The sequence below is a fragment of the Dyella sp. genome, from assembly GCF_035508675.1.
GTDB lineage: Bacteria > Pseudomonadota > Gammaproteobacteria > Xanthomonadales > Rhodanobacteraceae > Dyella_B.
In genome coordinates this window covers 1-15662 of sequence record NZ_DATJMN010000187.1, presented here as the reverse complement: position 1 = coordinate 15662, position 15662 = coordinate 1, and the positions used below count along the sequence as shown (strand labels likewise).

General features: G+C 63.4%; 18 protein-coding genes. 9 read left to right on the top strand and 9 right to left on the bottom strand.

All coding sequences use genetic code 11. The features are described from left to right. Positions 1-100: 100 nt before the first annotated feature. From VMA74_RS10175 to VMA74_RS10155, 5 genes are all read right to left on the bottom strand, one after another. A complete protein-coding gene (locus VMA74_RS10175; protein ID WP_325366649.1) occupies positions 101-1492 on the bottom strand; it encodes a replicative DNA helicase in 1392 nt (463 codons plus the stop codon). Between the two features lie 237 nt (positions 1493-1729). Beyond that, positions 1730-2182, bottom strand: a complete 453-nt coding sequence (gene rplI / locus VMA74_RS10170) for a 50S ribosomal protein L9 (protein ID WP_325366648.1) — start codon at positions 2180-2182, stop codon at positions 1730-1732. 100 nt (positions 2183-2282) lie between these two features. Next, positions 2283-2513, bottom strand: coding sequence for a 30S ribosomal protein S18 (gene rpsR, locus VMA74_RS10165; protein ID WP_324148854.1), 231 nt, complete (start codon positions 2511-2513; stop codon positions 2283-2285). Between the two features lie 17 nt (positions 2514-2530). Next, positions 2531-2959 carry a 30S ribosomal protein S6 gene (rpsF, locus tag VMA74_RS10160; RefSeq protein WP_325366647.1) on the bottom strand — a complete coding sequence of 143 codons (429 nt, stop codon included), beginning with the start codon at positions 2957-2959 and terminating at the stop codon, positions 2531-2533. A gap of 201 nt (positions 2960-3160) precedes the next feature. Beyond that, positions 3161-3487, bottom strand: a complete 327-nt coding sequence (locus VMA74_RS10155; protein ID WP_325366646.1) for an iron-sulfur cluster assembly accessory protein — start codon at positions 3485-3487, stop codon at positions 3161-3163. Positions 3488-3616: 129 nt separating this feature from the next. Between VMA74_RS10155 and asnS the strand changes: the two genes are divergently transcribed. The 7 genes from asnS (at position 3617) to VMA74_RS10120 (ending at position 9630) form a co-directional block, all read left to right on the top strand. After that, positions 3617-5017 (top strand): asparagine--tRNA ligase, encoded by a 1401-nt coding sequence (gene asnS / locus VMA74_RS10150; RefSeq protein ID WP_325366645.1) that lies wholly within the window; start codon positions 3617-3619, stop codon positions 5015-5017. 24 nt (positions 5018-5041) lie between these two features. Further along, the gene (locus VMA74_RS10145) at positions 5042-5845 is read left to right on the top strand and encodes a MalM family protein (RefSeq protein WP_325366644.1); all 804 of its coding nucleotides are present in this window, start codon (positions 5042-5044) and stop codon (positions 5843-5845) included. Further along, on the top strand, positions 5842-6168 hold the full coding sequence (locus tag VMA74_RS10140; RefSeq protein WP_325366643.1) for a hypothetical protein: 327 nt from the start codon (positions 5842-5844) through the stop codon (positions 6166-6168). The genes VMA74_RS10145 and VMA74_RS10140 overlap by 4 nt, the downstream gene beginning before the upstream one ends. Before the next feature lie 10 nt (positions 6169-6178). Beyond that, complete coding sequence (locus VMA74_RS10135; protein WP_325366641.1) at positions 6179-6970, top strand: SDR family oxidoreductase; 792 nt, start codon at positions 6179-6181, stop codon at positions 6968-6970. A gap of 104 nt (positions 6971-7074) precedes the next feature. After that, positions 7075-8526 (top strand): aldehyde dehydrogenase, encoded by a 1452-nt coding sequence (locus VMA74_RS10130; RefSeq protein ID WP_325366639.1) that lies wholly within the window; start codon positions 7075-7077, stop codon positions 8524-8526. 10 nt (positions 8527-8536) lie between these two features. Then, positions 8537-9205, top strand: a complete 669-nt coding sequence (gene can, locus VMA74_RS10125; RefSeq protein WP_325366637.1) for a carbonate dehydratase — start codon at positions 8537-8539, stop codon at positions 9203-9205. Next, positions 9202-9630, top strand: coding sequence for a RidA family protein (locus tag VMA74_RS10120; RefSeq protein WP_325366635.1), 429 nt, complete (start codon positions 9202-9204; stop codon positions 9628-9630). The genes can and VMA74_RS10120 overlap by 4 nt, the downstream gene beginning before the upstream one ends. 57 nt (positions 9631-9687) lie before the next feature. On the opposite strand, the gene VMA74_RS10115 is transcribed toward VMA74_RS10120, so the two are convergent. From VMA74_RS10115 to VMA74_RS10100, 4 genes are all read right to left on the bottom strand, one after another. Then, positions 9688-9909, bottom strand: coding sequence for a hypothetical protein (locus tag VMA74_RS10115; RefSeq protein WP_325366633.1), 222 nt, complete (start codon positions 9907-9909; stop codon positions 9688-9690). Positions 9910-10108: 199 nt separating this feature from the next. Beyond that, entirely contained in the window at positions 10109-10888 is a 780-nt protein-coding gene (gene hutG / locus VMA74_RS10110; RefSeq protein WP_325366631.1) for an N-formylglutamate deformylase, read from the bottom strand. A gap of 24 nt (positions 10889-10912) precedes the next feature. Next, the gene (gorA, locus tag VMA74_RS10105; protein ID WP_325366629.1) at positions 10913-12259 is read right to left on the bottom strand and encodes a glutathione-disulfide reductase; all 1347 of its coding nucleotides are present in this window, start codon (positions 12257-12259) and stop codon (positions 10913-10915) included. A 77-nt stretch (positions 12260-12336) separates the two neighbouring features. After that, the gene (locus tag VMA74_RS10100) at positions 12337-13596 is read right to left on the bottom strand and encodes an NAD(P)/FAD-dependent oxidoreductase (protein WP_325366627.1); all 1260 of its coding nucleotides are present in this window, start codon (positions 13594-13596) and stop codon (positions 12337-12339) included. Positions 13597-13703: 107 nt separating this feature from the next. On the opposite strand from VMA74_RS10100, the gene VMA74_RS10095 reads away from it, so the two are divergent. Continuing rightward, positions 13704-15032 carry a hypothetical protein gene (locus tag VMA74_RS10095; protein ID WP_325366625.1) on the top strand — a complete coding sequence of 443 codons (1329 nt, stop codon included), beginning with the start codon at positions 13704-13706 and terminating at the stop codon, positions 15030-15032. Between the two features lie 109 nt (positions 15033-15141). Beyond that, the coding region (locus VMA74_RS10090; RefSeq protein WP_325366624.1) for a C40 family peptidase at positions 15142-15662 on the top strand (521 nt) is incomplete at its 3' end.

The window sequence follows — 15662 nt, the reverse complement described above, 5'->3', positions numbered from 1 at the left end:
CGGGAGCGAGCCGATGCAGCGCGAGCCATCCGCACATAAGGTAACCGCTGACTGGCGTCAGATCAGGGCAAGCGAATGGCAATGCGCGGGCAACGCTCGCTCAGAAATGCCCCGTGTACGAATCCGGGCTGTAATTCTCGAACTTGGTGTAATGGCCCAGGAAGGTCAGCTTTACCGTGTCCGTCGGGCCGTTACGCTGCTTGCCGATGATGATCTCGGCCAGGCCCTTATCCGGCGACTCTTTGTTGTAGTACTCGTCGCGGTAGATGAACATGATCACGTCCGCGTCCTGCTCGATAGCGCCGGATTCGCGCAGGTCCGACATCATCGGGCGCTTGTCGGCGCGCTGTTCCAGCGAGCGGTTCAACTGCGACAGCGCGATCACGGGCACGTTGAGCTCCTTCGCCAAGCCCTTCAGCGAGCGCGAGATTTCCGAGATTTCCGTGGCACGGTTTTCCTTGTTGCCAGGCACCTGCATCAGCTGCAGGTAGTCGATCACGATCAAGCCAAGGCCGCCGTGCTCGCGCGCCAGGCGGCGTGCGCGCGAACGCATTTCCACCGGCGAAAGACCGGGCGTGTCGTCGATGAAGATCTTCGCTTCGGAGAGCAGCGCAATAGCATTGGTCACGCGCGGCCAATCCTCTTCGGCCAAATCGCCTGTGCGCAGGTGCTGGGCATGGATGCGCCCGACCGAAGAGATCAGACGGAAGGCCAGCTGCGAGGCGGACATTTCCATCGAAAAAATCGCAACCGGCTTCTTGGCGCGCAAGGCACAGGCTTCGGCGATGTTGACAGAGAAGGCGGTCTTGCCCATCGACGGGCGCGCCGCGACGATGATCAGGTCCGATGGCTGCAAGCCCGAAGTGAGATTGTCCAGGTCGGTAAAGCCAGTGGAAATGCCGGTGAGCTGGCCGCGGTTCTGGTAGCGCTCATGCAACTGGCGGAAGGCGTCCTTTACCGCCTCACGCATGGATACCGTGTCCTTCTTGCCGCGTGCACCCGATTCGGCAATATGGAAGACGCGCTGCTCGGCCATTTCCAGCACTTCGTGCATGGCCTTGCCTTCCGGACGATAGCCGTCTTCGGTAATCGCCGTACCGGCATCGATCAGCTGCCGCAGCACGGATTTTTCGCGCACGATTTCCGCGTAGGCGATGATGTTCGCCGCACTTGGCGTCGTGTTTGCCAGTTCAACCAGATAGCTGGCCCCGCCCACCATTTCGGCCAGGCTGTTGGCTTCGAACCAGTCGCCCAGCGTGATCGCATCGCAAGGCATGCCTTTGTTGGCAAGCTCGGTGATGGCGCGCCAAATCAGGCGATGATCCTTGCGATAGAAATCCTGCTCGCTGAGTTTGTCGGCAACGCGGTCCAAGGCGTCGGCAGCCAGCATCAGCCCGCCCAGCACCGCCTGTTCCGCGTCGATGGAGTGCGGTGGTACGCGCAGGGCCTCGACAGCGTTATGGGCCGATTTGCGTTCGGGGACGAAGGACATGGACATTCCCTGTAGCAAGGGGTACGCGCAATGCCGTGTAGGCAGGCATAAGCTGCGAGCATACGCGGTGCTGTCTCACGGTGTAAGACAATAAGTCTGTGGATATCTTGTGGGTGGCTGGGGATAAAGCGGTAGCCCGAGAAAACAAAAGGCACCCGCGTCATTACGGGGTGCCTTTTTGCTGGTTGCTTGGCCGTGTTGCAGTAGACCGAAGTACTGCAACCGATTCGCCGGAGATTACTGCTTCTCGGGGACCACAACCACCTTGATCGTGTTCTGCACATCGGCGTGCAGGCTGATCAACACTTCGAATTCGCCGGTGTGGCGGATCGGGCCTTCGCCCTGGATCACTTCGCCCTTGTGGATGTCATGACCGGCAGCCTGGAGGGCATCGGCGATTTCGCGCGGACCGACCGAGCCGTACAGCTTGCCTTCGAGGCTGGCATTGGCGGTGATCGTCACCGTCACGTCGGTCAGCTTGGTCTGGCGCGACTGGGCGTCGGACAGTAGCTTGTTGGCCTTGGCCTCGTATTCGGCGCGGCGCGCTTCGAAGGCGGCGAGATTCTCGGCATTCACACGCACGGCCTTGCCCTGCGGCAGCAGGTAGTTACGGCCATAACCCGGCTTGACGTTGACCTTGTCGCCGAGGTTGCCGAGGTTGCGCACCTTCTCAAGAAGAATGAGTTCCATGATTGATTCCTCGATTCGTTAGCACCGGAGTGGCCCGATGCAGCCATGGACGGTTGTCCGAAAGGAACTGCTGCCCTTTCGGGCAGCAGCGGGTAAAGCATTAAACGTCGTGGTTATCGGTGTACGGCAGCAGCGCCAGGAAGCGCGCGCGCTTGATGGCCGTGGCCAGCTGGCGCTGGTAGCGCGCCTTGGTACCGGTGATGCGGCTGGGCACGATCTTGCCGTTTTCAGTGATGTACTGACGCAGCGTGTTGAGATCCTTGTAGTCGATCTCTTTGACCTTTTCGGCCGTGAAGCGGCAGAACTTGCGGCGGCGGAAGAACTTGGACATGGGTGCGGGCTCCTGGATCAGTCTTCGAGATCGGCGTCGTCGCTATCGGCGCGACCCACGCGGCGGTCATCGCCTTCGGTGTCGTCGTCGCGACGGCGGGAGGACTTGGCGTCGTCCTTTTCCTTGCTCTTGAGGATGAAGGACTGCTCGGTGTCGGCGGCATCGCGCTTGATCACCAGATGGCGCAGCACGGCGTCGTTGAAACGGAAGCCCGACTCCAGCTCGCTCAGCACGTTCTGGCTCACTTCGATGTTGAGCATCACGTAGTGGGCCTTGGCCAGGTTCACGATCGGGTACGCCAGCTGGCGGCGGCCCCAGTCTTCCAGGCGATGGATCTTGCCGCCGTCGGAGGCGACCAGCGCCTTGTAGCGCTCAAGCATCGCCGGAACCTGTTCGCTCTGGTCGGGATGGACCAGGAATACAACTTCGTAATGACGCAAGGTCATTGGGAAAACTCCTTATGGATGCGACCCTTGCGGGCCTCGCAGCCTCCCGCGGGATGCGGTGAGGCAAGGCTGCCTGGCGCCTAATGGGCGTAGACAGAAGCGGAATTGTAAGCGAGGTGAGTGAAGCAGCGCAAGTCGCTGAATTGACTGGGGACTGTCTTCTCCGACAATTCGCCCCCTCTGATCGACCGGAAGACCAGCTCAGCTGACCGTAAAACTTTCCCCGCAACCGCACTCGCCTGTGGCATTGGGGTTGCGGAACACGAAGCTGGCATTGAGCCCCTGGCGCTGGAAATCGATCTCGGTGCCTTCCACCAGCGGCAGGCTCTTGGTGTCGACGATCACCGGCACGCCATCGATTTCGAAGGCTTGGTCATCCTCGCCCACCTGTTCGGCCAGATCCACCACATAGGCGAAGCCGGAACAGCCGGTGCGCCTGACACCAAAACGTACGCCTGCGGCCGATGGCGCCTGCGCAAGGAACTGGCGCATACGTTGTTGAGCGGAGGGAGTGATCGAGATGGTCATGGGGCAACGGTTCTAAATCGACACGTGGGACGGATGGGGCATGTCGCAGTGCGGCACGGCTAGATTATCATGCCCGCTTGCCTTCAACGCCCAAACACACATGGGCGCATCCTCCAGGAGTTTCAATCCATGACGGTGGTCAGCGTCAAACAGGCTCTTTCCGGCAAGATCGAGGCCGGCAGCAAGGTGACGGTGCGCGGCTGGGTGCGCACGCGCCGCGATTCCAAGGCGGGCCTGTCGTTTGTGAACATCAGCGACGGCTCCTGCTTCGACCCGATCCAGGCCGTCGTGCCGGCCACCCTCGGCAATTACGAAAGCGAAGTGAAGCATCTCACCGCCGGCGCGGGCGTGATCGTCAGCGGCACGCTGGTGCCGTCGCAAGGCAAGGGCCAGACGTTCGAACTGCAAGCCGAAAGCGTGGTGGTGACGGGTTTCGTGGACGATCCGGAAACCTACCCGATCCAGCCCAAGCAACACTCGATGGAGTTCCTGCGCGAAGTGGCGCACCTGCGCCCGCGCACCAATCTGTTCGGCGCCGTCACGCGCGTGCGCCACACGATGATGATGGCGATCCACCGCCATCTCACCGAACAGGGTTTCTTTTGGATCAACACCCCGATCATCACCACCTCCGACGCCGAAGGCGCCGGCGACATGTTCCGCCTGTCCACGCTGGATCTGGCCAACTTGCCGCGCGACGAGCAGGGCAAGATCGATTTCCGCAGGGATTTCTTCGGCCGCGAAGCCTTCCTCACCGTATCGGGCCAGCTCAACGTCGAGGCCTACTGCCTGGCGATGAGCAAGGTCTACACCTTCGGGCCCACCTTCCGCGCAGAAAACTCCAACACACCGCGCCACTTGGCCGAGTTCTGGATGGTGGAACCTGAAATCGCCTTTGCGGACCTCGCCGCCAATGCCGATTGTGCGGAAGGCTTCCTCAAGGCGATCTTCAAGGCCGTGCTGGAAGAGCGCACGGACGACATGGCGTTCTTCGCCGAGCGCGTACTGCCCGACGCCATCACGCGCCTGGAAACCATCATCAGCCAGCCGTTCGAGCGCATCGATTACACCGACGCGATCGAGATCCTGAAGAAATCGGGGCAGAAGTTCGAGTTTCCGGTGGCGTGGGGCGTGGACCTGCAAACCGAGCACGAGCGCTACCTGGCCGAGAAACATATCGGCCGTCCCGTGGTCGTTATGAACTACCCGGAGCAGATCAAGGCGTTCTACATGCGCTTGAACGACGATGAGAAAACCGTCGCCGCCATGGACGTGCTGGCTCCCGGCATCGGCGAGATCATCGGCGGTGCCCAACGCGAGGAACGCCTCGACTACCTGGACCGCCGCATGGCCAAGTTCGGTCTCGATCCTGCCACCTATGGTTGGTACCGTGACCTGCGCCGTTACGGCACCGTGCCGCACGCGGGCTTCGGCCTGGGCTTTGAGCGCCTGCTTGTGTACGTGTGCGGCCTGACCAATATCCGCGATGCCATCCCCTATCCACGTGCGGCAGGAAGCGCCGAATTCTGACTTTCTGATTCCTCAAGACCCCTCATGCGCCCCAAACTGGTACTCGTACTTGCATCCGTCCTGGTGCTTGCAGCCTGCCATAGCGTCAAGCTGCCCAAATTGCCGCTGCCTACCGATCTGCTGCCGCAAAGCCAACCGATCCGGCCACTGGCCGACGCCAGGAAAACACTCAAGGACGCCACGCCATGCTGCACCACCTTCGCCGATTTCTCGTACCAGCAACGCCTGCCCTGGCGGCCGCAGCGGTTTGAGCTCGGCCCCGGCAGCCCAGTCGTGGCCATCAACGGTTCGCGCAGCTATTTCCTGAGCTTCGCGCTGCCGCAGGACGTGAAACTGCCATACAAGATCGGCCTGAAATCAGAACTGGTCGGCCGTTCGGTCACCAGCGGCAGCTATCTGTTCGCACCCACCGTGGTGCAACTGGATGACGCCTTTCAGCCGATCGATTCGCAAGACGTGAAGCTGTGCGAATACATGGGCTGGACCGACAACGACAGCGGCGCATTCGGCAGCGTGGAAGTCACCAGCAACCGTGCGCGCTACCTGGTGATATACAGCTCGTCCAAGCAGCAAACGGACGACACATACTGGGAGCAATCAGCCAGCACCTTTTCCACCACCAGCAGCACCAGCACCACGCCGGCCGCCACTACGATGGGCGGCAGCTACAAGATCCAGCACGGGCCGGAAGGTGTGGTCTGGGTCGGCCTGATGGACAAGACCTACAAGGAAGCCGTCAACAAGGCCGTCTGCGGCAAGGCCCCGCAGGGTAACGGCCTGCTCAATGCCTTGGGCGCGGATCTTGGCTTGAGGCGGAGAAGCCCTTGATTCCTGTCGTGGTCTACATCGGCCTGCTGATGATCGGCCTTGCCTGCTTCATTACGCACGCCGTGCTGCCGTTTCGCATCGCCAAACACTTGCGCGAGGATTATCCGCAGCACTGGAAAGTGATCGTGGATACCGGCAGCGCGCAAGCCGCACATGGCCCGCAACTGTGGGTGCGCATGCAAAGCGTGCTGCGCTCGCCGGCCATTGCCGCCATCGACGATGCCGCGATCACGCGCTTGTGGCGCACCTGGCGCTACAGTCAGTGGCTGGCCTGGGGTTGCTGGGTCGCCGCGCTGGCCATGCAATGGCACAGCCGTTCTTGAAGGAGATCGCATGGATTTGAATCTGCGCGGACGTCATGCCCTGGTGTGCGGCGCATCGCAAGGCATTGGCCGGGCCACCGCGGTCGAGCTCGCCGAGCTCGGCGCCGACGTGACGCTGCTGGCGCGCTCCGCCGAACGCCTGGCCACGTTAGCCGGCAGCTTGCCGCGTACGCATGCCGCACAACGCCATGCATGGCGCAGCGTGGACATGCTGGATACCGACGCACTGAAGGCGGAAGCGTTGGGCATCGTCGAAGCCAGTCCGGTGCATATCCTGATCAACAACACCGGCGGCCCGCCGGGTGGCCCCATCCATAGCGCCGCGCCAGCCGCTTTCGAAGAGACCTTCCGCCAGCACGTGCTGGCTGCACACGCGTTATTGCAGACGGTACTGCCAGGCATGCGTGACAGCGCTTACGGACGCGTCGTCAATGTGATCTCCACGTCGGTGAAAGAACCGATCCCGGGGCTGGGTGTATCCAACACCGTGCGCGCCGCGATGGCCGCGTGGGCCAAGACCATGGCCGGCGAACTGGCCGCCGACGGCATCACCGTCAACAACGTGCTGCCGGGCTACACGCGCACCGGCCGACTGGACGGACTGCTGAGCGTGCAAGCCCAGAAGACCGGCCGCAACGAGCAGGATTTGGCCCAGGAAATGGCCGCTGCGGTACCTGCGCGACGCTTCGGCGAACCCGGCGAAGTCGCCGCGGTGATCGCATTCCTGTGCACGCCTGCAGCGGCCTACGTCAACGGCGTGAGCATTGCGGTGGATGGCGGCCGCACGAAGGCGTTGAGTTAGGGCCTGTTTACCCTATTGGCGTAGCTCGCGTTGCCATTGCGTAGCCGCCACACATACGGCCGCGTCCGGTGCATTCCACCCGCACAGGTTTTAAGCTTGTACGGATGCCAAGCACACGCCTCGCCAACCTCATCGATGGTCGCCTGCAGGCTCCGGCGGACGACCAGTGGCTCGACGTGCACGAACCCGCCACGGGCGCGGTGTTCGCGCAATGTCCCGATTCCACCGCCGCAGACGTCGATGCTGCCGCCAAAGCCGCGCAGAAGGCGGCGCCAGCATGGGCTGCAACATCGGCCGAAACGCGCGCCAGCTTGCTGCACAAACTCGCCGACCTGATCGAGGCCACGCTCGCCCCCTTCGCGGAACTGGAATCGCGCGACAGCGGCAAGCCCGTAGCGCTCGCCAGACGTCTGGATATTCCGCGCGCCGTATCCAATCTGCGCTTTTTCGCCAGCGCCATCATCGGCTGGGAAAGCGAATCGCATGCGATGGAAAACGCTGCGATCAATTATACGCTACGCCATCCGCTTGGCGTGGTCGGCTGCATCAGTCCCTGGAACCTGCCGCTGTACCTGTTCACCTGGAAGATTGCACCGGCGCTCGCCAGCGGCAACACCGTGGTCGCCAAGCCTTCCGAGATCACCCCTTGCAGCGCGGCGTTGCTCGGTGAGTTGAGCATCGAAGCCGGCTTTCCAGCCGGCGTGCTGAACATCGTGCAGGGCCGCGGCCCAAGCACAGGGCAGGCGCTCGTAGAGCATCCGGTGATCAAGGCAATCTCCTTCACTGGCAGCACGCGCACCGGTGCGGGCATCGCCGCCACGGCCGCGCCGCAATTCAAGAAAATATCGCTGGAAATGGGCGGCAAGAACCCGGCGATCGTCTTCGCCGATGCCGATCTCAGTGAAGAAAACCTCGACACCATCGTGCGCTCGGGTTTTGCCAACCAGGGCGAAATCTGCCTGTGCGGCTCGCGCCTGCTGGTGCAGCGTTCGATCTACGACAGCTTCCGCGAACGTTACCTGGCCAAAGTGCGCGCGCTGCGCGTGGGTGATCCGCAGGATGCCGGCACCGATCTCGGCGCACTGGTATCGCGTGAGCATTTCGACAAGGTCATGCGTTGCGTTGCGCTGGCGCGCGATGAAGGCGGACGCATTCTCTGTGGCGGCGACGCGCTCAAGCTCGACGGGCGCTGCGCCGGCGGCTGGTTCATCGCGCCGACGGTGATCGAAGGCTTGCCCAACGACGCGCAGACCAACCAGCAGGAAATCTTCGGCCCGGTCGTCACGCTGATTCCCTTCGACGACGAGGCCGAAGCGATCGCCCTCGCCAACGGCACCGGCTACGGGCTTGCGGCATCGCTATGGACGCAGGATCTGTCGCGCGCGCACCGCATGGGCGCGCAACTTGAATTCGGCATCGTATGGATCAACTGCTGGCTGCTGCGCGACCTGCGCACGCCGTTCGGCGGCAGCAAGCATTCCGGCGTCGGCCGGGAAGGCGGCGCGGAAGCGCTGCGCTTCTTCACCGAGCCGCGCAACATTTGCATTCGCTACTGAGGAAGACACCTTGAACAGTCCATTGCAAGAGCTGATCGACAGCAATCGTCGCTGGTCGGCGTCGGTCACCCGGGCCGATCCGAACTTCTTCGAGCGCCTGGCCAAACAGCAATCGCCCAAATACCTCTGGATCGGCTGCTCGGATTCACGCGTACCCGCCACGCAGATCGTGGATCTGCCGCCCGGCGAGATTTTCGTGCAGCGCAATGTCGCCAACGTCGTGTCGCACACGGACCTCAATTGCCTCAGCACCGTCCAGTTCGCCGTGGATGTGCTGAAGGTCGAGCACATCATTGTTGTCGGCCACTACGGTTGCGGCGGCGTGCAGGCCGTACTGGACGAACGCCGGCTCGGCCTGGTCGACAACTGGCTGCGGCATGTCGGCGACGTGGCGCACAAACACGCGGACAAACTGGCAACGCTGGACTCCATGCCCTTGCGCAACATGCGGCTGTGCGAACTCAATGCGATCGAACAGGTGGTCAACGTATGCCAGACCACCATCCTGATGGACGCCTGGGATCGCGGTCAGCCGCTCTCGGTGCACGCGTGGTGCTACGGCCTTTCCAACGGCCACATGCATGATCTTGGCATGCACGTGAACTCGCGCGAATCGCTGCGCCCCAGCTACGAGCAGGCGCTGGAACAGCTGATGCGCCATGCCAAGGAACTTCGATGAGCGAGGTGGTACGCACCGACACCGCGCCTGCGCCGGTGGGTGCCTATCCGCATGCGCGCCGCGTGGGCAACCTGCTGTTTCTTTCCGGTGTCGGGCCGCGTGAGCCCGGCACCAACCGCATCCCCGGCAATGTCCATGACGCGGAAGGCAAGCTGATCGGCTACGACATCGAACAGCAATGCCGGCAGGTGTTCGCCAATGTGCGCGCCGTGCTCGAAGCGAGCGGGGCACACTGGGAGGATCTGGTCGACGTCACCGTGTTCCTCACCGACATGGCGCGCGACTTTCCTATCTATAACCGCCTCTATGCGGAACATTTCCATGGCGTGGACGCCTGCCGCACCACGCTGGGCGTCACTGCGTTGCCGACGCCCATCGCGATCGAGCTGAAGTGCGTGGCCGCGTTGCCGGCATCACGCGCATAAAAAAACCCGGGGGCCTGCGCCCGCCGGGTCTTTCATCCGAATGCGGATGAGCAGGAATTACTTGCCAGCAGTGCCGCTGGAAGCCGGCTCGGCGCTGGACTTCTTGGCCTTGTGGGTCTTGGTGGTCTTGTGGGTGGTCGAAGACTTGTGATGGGTGTGCTTGGCGGGGGCCGACGTCGACGCGGATGCCGGAGCAGCCGACGATTCCTGGGCCAGCACCGAACCGGAAAGAGCGACACCTGCCACGAGCAGGGAAGCGATCGCAAGTTTACGCATCATGATCATGAGCCTCGAAATTTTTAGTCGCCACGGACCCGGCCGGAACCCGGCTATCGCGGGCGGCGTGACGGCTCTAACAATGCATCCGTCTCGGCATACCGAAACTGAACGGACGTAGGAAACTTTCGAAGTTACCGGTAGCTTTTTAAACAAATCCCGCCGCGCGGTCCTCTAAACGGACGCCATGGTCTGACAACCCTCAGACAAGGCAGCACCGCAACAATTCACGAATGGTGGCCTGGACTTCGCTGGCCTTGGCCTCATCCCAAGCGAAGCTTTCCTCGTCCATGTACTGGCACTGCGCCAGTTCCAGCTGCACTGCCTGCACCCCTTCGACTGGCTGGCCGTAATGGCGGGTGATGTGGCCACCCTTGAAGCGTCCGTTGACCACGAAGTCGTAGCGGCGCTGGGCTTCCAGCACGCGGGTCAGGCTCCACTGCAGGTCGGCGCTGCAGCTCGCGCCATCGGCGGTGCCCAAGTTGAAGTCCGGCAGGCGCCCCTCAAACAGCATGGGCACGTGACTCTTGATGGAATGACCGTCCCACAGCACTGCCCGACCATGCTGCGCCTTCAGGCGCGCCAGCTCGCCGGCCAAGGCCTCGTGATAGGGCCGCCACCAGGTTTCGACGCGCCGGCGGATGTCATCCGCATCCGGCTCCTGGCCATCCAGATACAACGGCTGGCCGTCGAAGCCGATGGTGGGCGTCAGCCCTGTTTCGCGCCGCCCCGGATACAGGGCGTGACCATCGGCCGGCCGATTGAGATCGACCACGTAGCGCGATGCCAGCGGCTTGATCACGCTGGCACCCAGCGCCCTCGCCAGGGGTTCGTACAAACGTGCCACGTGCCAGTCGGTATCGGGTACCTGCCGTGCGCGGGGCTGCATGCGCGTGGCGAGATCGTCGGGAAGCCAGGTGCCGTCATGCGGCAGGCTGATCAGCAGCGGCACATGGCCGCGGGTAAGCGTGAAGGTGTCCATTCCTTCAGTGTCGCCCGTCCGCGCTCAATGCAGCAACAGCAGTTCCTCCGCCGCGGTGGGATGGATCGCGATGGTCGATTTGAGATCCTGCCAGGTCAGCCCCTTCTGCATCGCCACCGCAAAACCTTGCAGCAATTCGTCGCTGCCCGGTCCCAGCACGTGGATACCGACCACCTTGCGCGCCTCGCCCACACTCAGCAGTTTCACCACGCTCTGCTCAGAGCGGCCCGCCACCATCCACAGCAACGGCGTGTAGCGGCCGGTATGCACGTTCACCGCGTCGCCATAGCGGGCGCGCGCCTGTTGCTCGGTAAGGCCGACGGAACCCAAGGGCGGCTCGGAAAACACCACGCTCGGAATGACACTGTCGTCGAACTTCGCATCGGCATCACCGCCGACCAGGCGTTCCGCCAAGGCGCGTCCCGCCGCAACGGCCACGGGCGTAAGCGCCTTGCGATCGGTCACATCACCCACGGCGTAGATGCCCGGTACGCTGGTGTTCTGGAAGGCATCGACCAGCACATGGCCGGCTTCGCCGCGTTCCACGTCGAGTTGCTCGAGGCCCAAGCCGTCGCTGTTGGGAACACGCCCCACTGCCCACAGCACCGCATCGTAGACGCCGTGCTCGACGCCACCGGCAGCTTCCAGCGTGACGGTGCCCGGTTGGCCGCGCGCCGCCCTGATCTGCGTATTGCGCACGATACGGATGCCGTGCGATTGCATCTCCACGGCCAGTGCCTCGACCAGTTCCAGATCGAAGCCGGTCAACAGATTCTCGCGAACCAGCAGATCCACCTGGCAGCCCAGGCTGCGCATCACGCAGGCAAACTCCACCGCGACATAGCCGCCACCGACGATGGCGATGTGCTGCGGCGGCGCATCGAGCATGAAGATCTGGTCGGACACCATGCCCAGTTCGAAACCTGGGATATCCAGCCGACGGGGCCGTGCGCCGGTAGCGATCACGATATGCGGCGCACTCGCCTGCATGCCCTGCGCCGTTATCACCGTATCGTTCGAGGCAAGCCGTGCTGCCTCCGTCACCACCCGTATGCCCGCCATATCCAGGCGTGTCGCATAGCGATGCCGGATGCCGGCGATGTACTGGTCGCGCAAGGTGCGAAAGCGCGCCCAATCCAGGCGCAGCGCGCCGGCTTCGAAACCGATCTGCGCACCAAGCCGATGCATGTCGGCCATCTGCGCCGCAAACCACATGGCTTTTTTCGGCACGCAGCCGCGATTCACGCACGTCCCGCCGAGGGCATCCGGATCGAACAGCGCCACGCGTGCGCCAAGCCGAGCCGCGCGCTGTGCGGCACTCAATCCACCAGAACCTGCACCCAGGACGATCAAATCGAAGCGCTCGCTCATGCATCCTCCCGCCGAAAGGCCACCCGGATGTCACGCCGGCGAACGCAGGCGTGACATCCGCGAAATCCACATGTCATTCAAAGATGGAAACGTGACGGCAAATACGGCGCCGGATCGATGGCCGACGCCGCGCCGAGCATGTGCGCCGCCACCAGTTCCCCCGTCGCCGCGGACATGCTGACACCCAGCATGCCGTGCCCCGTCGCCAGATGCAGGTTCGACCAGCGCGTACTCGGGCCGATGATCGGCATTTCGTCCACGCTCATCGGCCGCCAGCCCCACCATTCCTCTTGCAGTTGCGGGCCTTCCGGTTCGTGCAGGCCTTCCGCCGCGCCGCATCGCAGGGCATCGATGCGTCGGCGGTTGAGCCCTTCGGAATAACCGGAGAATTCCATCGTGCTGCCGAGGCGGAACCCGCTGTTCCAGGTGGTGACGCAAACCTTCGCTTCGCGCAGCACCATCGCATGGCGCGGCGCCAGCATAGGGCGCGAATAAGTCAGTGAATAACCTTTGCCCGGCTGCATCGGCAGCCGCAAGCCCAGTTGCTTGCCGAGCAAAGGCGACCAGGCGCCCAAGGCGAGCACTACCCGCTCGGCGGTGAAATCGCCCAGGGTAGTGGCCACGCTGGTGAGGGTTTGACCGTGCGTGACCAGCCGTTCGATCTTCGCGCCCGTTTCGATGAGGCCGCCACGCTCGCGCACCAGCCTGGCCAGCTCGGCGACGTAGCGATCCGGCCGCAGCCGCGCATCGCCGGGATGAAACAGGCCGCCCTGCACACCGGGCTTGAGTGCCGGCTCCATCGCGGCCACCTCGTCGCCGCGCAAGCGTTGCACCGGAATGCCGAGGCGATCGAGCAATTGCGCATGGTGCTGCTCGTCATCGGCCATCTGCGCGGTACTGCGATACACGTACAGCGTGCCCTCTTCGACGAATTCGCAATCGAGCTTTTCCGCGTGAACCCACTCGGCCAGAAGACGGTACGAGCGCTGCAAAATGGCAGCCCGCGCCTTCGCCGCATAGTCAAAATCACGCCAGGTGCAGTGCCGCGCGAAACCCAGCAGCCAGCGCAGGCGCGGACCGTCCAGGCGCGGGTTGAGGTAAAGCGGCGCATCGGCACGCAACACCGAACGCAAGGCCACGCCCAGCGTACCGGGCATGGTCAGCGGGCCGGCATGGCTGGGCGTGATCGTGCCGCAATTGCCGTGCGAGCTGCCGCAACCGGGCGTCCCCTGCTCCAGCACGCGCACATGGGCACCGCCCTTGAGCAGATGCAGCGCACAAGCCAGGCCGATGACACCACCACCGAGGATCAATACGTCACTGCGGGAAGCATTCATCGGACCATTGTAACGGCCGGGAATTGGTACTTGCGCGGTATTGGTTCGCGAGCGCAGGCTGCTGTCGTGGCCACCCTACCGTCCCCACGCCGATGCGCCCGACCTCGATGCTGTACCTGCTTTGCACGACCGTGCTGGTGGCCTCGATCAGCGCGCACGGCCAGCCGCCGCCGTCCGCCACGGAATTGCTGAGACAGTTCGGTGGTGCACAGAATGGCTTGGCCCGCTACGAGTACCTCACCGCGGTGATGCCCCTGCTGAGCGGCAACGACAAATCGCTGGCGCAGCAACTGCTGGCGACGGTGGACAGCGAATTGGGCCTTTACAACGAAGCGGTGATGGCCTTCCCGTTCGACAACCGCATCGCGCCGCCACGCGCCACGCCGCTGCCCACGCCAGACCAATGGCAAGCGGAGGACGCCGCCGATGCGGTGGCGAAGCTCGCCGCCACACGCCACATCGTGATGGTGAACGAGGCGCACCACGACGCGCATACCCGCGAACTCACGCTGGCCTTGCTGCCACGCCTGCGCGCGCTCGGCTTCCAGTATTTCGCGGTGGAAGCGTTGAGCCCCAAAGACACCGACCTCATGCACCGCGGCTACGTGACCGAGGCTTCCGGCAGCGAGTACCTGCTCGAACCTTTGTATGGCGAGATCGTGCGCCAGGCGATCCGGCTCGGCTACACCATCGTGGCCTACGATCCGGAGAATGCATCCATCACCGACCGCGACACGGCGCAGGCGCATCTGCTGTACGAAAAAGTATTCGCCAAGGATCCGCAGGCCCGGCTGTTCGTGCATGCCGGCTACTCGCATATCGACAAAACCGCCGGCAACCTGGGCAACGGCATCGAACCCATGGCGATGCAACTGCGGCGCCTCAGCGGCTACGACCCGCTCAGCGTGGACCAGACGCAGTTTCGCGACGTCGCCGTGGGCGGTCTCGATTTCGGGTTCTACAGCGATGTCGCCAGCCATTTCTCGTCGCCGGTGCCCTACGTGTTGCGCCAGCGTGGCAGCGGCGCGACCTGGAGCTCCGATCCGAAGCAGCACGACGTCACCGTCATTGTGCCGCCGGCCTTCGAGCGCGACCTGGATGTGAACGGCATCATGAAGAGCGATGTCTTGCGCCGCGAGGTGATCCTGCCGCGCCCGCCCTTCGACCCCGATCAACGGCCATCGTGGCTGACGCTGGGCGGTCAACGTCTGCCATATCGGATCAGCACCAATCTATGCGCCGGCCAGATCCCCTGCGTGGTCGAGGCGCATGACCCCGGCGAGCCCGACGACGCTCCGCCTGCAGATCGCTACACCTTCCTGCACGGCCGCTCGCACAACGTGCTTTATCTGTTCCCCGGCCATTACCGGCTGCGCGCCTGGGATGTCAGCGGCAAAACTTTGCAGCAGCAGGATATCGACGTGGTATCCCACTGATGGCTCATGGCGGCAGGCAGCCGGACACAAGCTCTCGCAATTTCTAAAAACTTCCCTGCAACTTGTTGATTTGCTATAACTCAGCCAGCTCCGCCGCCGAGTTTTGCAGATGGGCCTGGCCAACGCAGAGGATCCCCGCCGACATCGATCGCTCAGCCATGCGCTGCGCCTTGGCGTGCTGGCTGGCGTACTGCTATTACTGGCCGCCTGCGCCAGTTCCCCACGCCGCGAAGCCACCTACAAGCCATCCAATTCCGCCCTTGCCAACGAACCGGCACGCGCACCCGAAAACGCCGTCGGCACCGCCAACGACGTGCTGTTTCGCGCCATGGCCCTGGTCGGCACGCCCTACCGCTGGGGCGGCAACACGCCGACCGGCGGCTTCGATTGCAGCGGACTGGTGGAATACATCTACCGCAACGCCGCCAATATCGAATTGCCGCACAGCTCGCGCGACATGGCGTCCATGAACGGCCCCAAGATCAAGCGCATGGACGACCTGGTGAGCGGCGACCTGGTGTTTTTCGGCAGCGGACGCAGCATCAGCCACGTCGGCGTCTATGTGGGCAAAGGCCGTTTCGTGCACGCCCCAAATAGCGGCGGCACCGTGCGGCTGGACGATATCGATGG

Coding starts and splice junctions, on each gene's coding strand:
- VMA74_RS10145 (WP_325366644.1), top strand. CDS start 5,042: ATGCGCCCCAAACTGGTACTCGTACTTGCATCCGTCCTGGTGCTTGCA.
- rpsF (WP_325366647.1), bottom strand. CDS start 2,959: ATGACCTTGCGTCATTACGAAGTTGTATTCCTGGTCCATCCCGACCAG.
- gorA (WP_325366629.1), bottom strand. CDS start 12,259: ATGAGCGAGCGCTTCGATTTGATCGTCCTGGGTGCAGGTTCTGGTGGA.
- VMA74_RS10120 (WP_325366635.1), top strand. CDS start 9,202: ATGAGCGAGGTGGTACGCACCGACACCGCGCCTGCGCCGGTGGGTGCC.
- VMA74_RS10175 (WP_325366649.1), bottom strand. CDS start 1,492: ATGTCCTTCGTCCCCGAACGCAAATCGGCCCATAACGCTGTCGAGGCC.
- VMA74_RS10155 (WP_325366646.1), bottom strand. CDS start 3,487: ATGACCATCTCGATCACTCCCTCCGCTCAACAACGTATGCGCCAGTTC.
- VMA74_RS10100 (WP_325366627.1), bottom strand. CDS start 13,596: ATGAATGCTTCCCGCAGTGACGTATTGATCCTCGGTGGTGGTGTCATC.
- rpsR (WP_324148854.1), bottom strand. CDS start 2,513: ATGTCCAAGTTCTTCCGCCGCCGCAAGTTCTGCCGCTTCACGGCCGAA.
- hutG (WP_325366631.1), bottom strand. CDS start 10,888: ATGGACACCTTCACGCTTACCCGCGGCCATGTGCCGCTGCTGATCAGC.
- VMA74_RS10130 (WP_325366639.1), top strand. CDS start 7,075: ATGCCAAGCACACGCCTCGCCAACCTCATCGATGGTCGCCTGCAGGCT.
- VMA74_RS10115 (WP_325366633.1), bottom strand. CDS start 9,909: ATGATGCGTAAACTTGCGATCGCTTCCCTGCTCGTGGCAGGTGTCGCT.
- VMA74_RS10095 (WP_325366625.1), top strand. CDS start 13,704: ATGCTGTACCTGCTTTGCACGACCGTGCTGGTGGCCTCGATCAGCGCG.
- VMA74_RS10135 (WP_325366641.1), top strand. CDS start 6,179: ATGGATTTGAATCTGCGCGGACGTCATGCCCTGGTGTGCGGCGCATCG.
- asnS (WP_325366645.1), top strand. CDS start 3,617: ATGACGGTGGTCAGCGTCAAACAGGCTCTTTCCGGCAAGATCGAGGCC.
- rplI (WP_325366648.1), bottom strand. CDS start 2,182: ATGGAACTCATTCTTCTTGAGAAGGTGCGCAACCTCGGCAACCTCGGC.